At 33.1% G+C, this 341-nt stretch carries 1 protein-coding gene; it reads right to left on the reverse strand.

Features of this window, described 5'->3' with window-relative positions:
* The coding region (locus tag VQ048_RS12820; protein ID WP_327611999.1) for a hypothetical protein at positions 1-198 on the reverse strand (198 nt) is incomplete at its 3' end.
* Positions 199-341: the final 143 nt, after the last annotated feature.

The following is a 341-nucleotide window of genomic DNA, read 5'->3' on the forward strand; positions in this document are numbered from 1 at the left end:
ATTAAAACGAGGATCCCCAAAATCTTTAATCCGATAGATGCCTGTTTTTTTATCCTTGTAAATATTACAAGAGGGATTTTTATCATCATAAAAAGGGTTTTTAAAGTTTTGCCCCACTTTCCAATTCCCTGAAACATAATAACGAAATACTTCCAGTCCGTCATTCGTTTTACTTAATAGGTCTTCCTTTTTTAACATACGAATGTGCTTTTTGGGTTAGGTTTTCTAAGTAATCCTCTGTACTTTTTACTACATTAAATTCCATAAGTTTTCGGATACTTCCCAGAGTGTAAAAGTATTGTCCGTGAACTTTAGAGTAAGTGATTTCATTGTTCTGTCGC

Source organism: Bergeyella anatis (genome assembly GCF_036016955.1).
Classification (GTDB): Bacteria; Bacteroidota; Bacteroidia; order Flavobacteriales; family Weeksellaceae; genus JAYWXI01.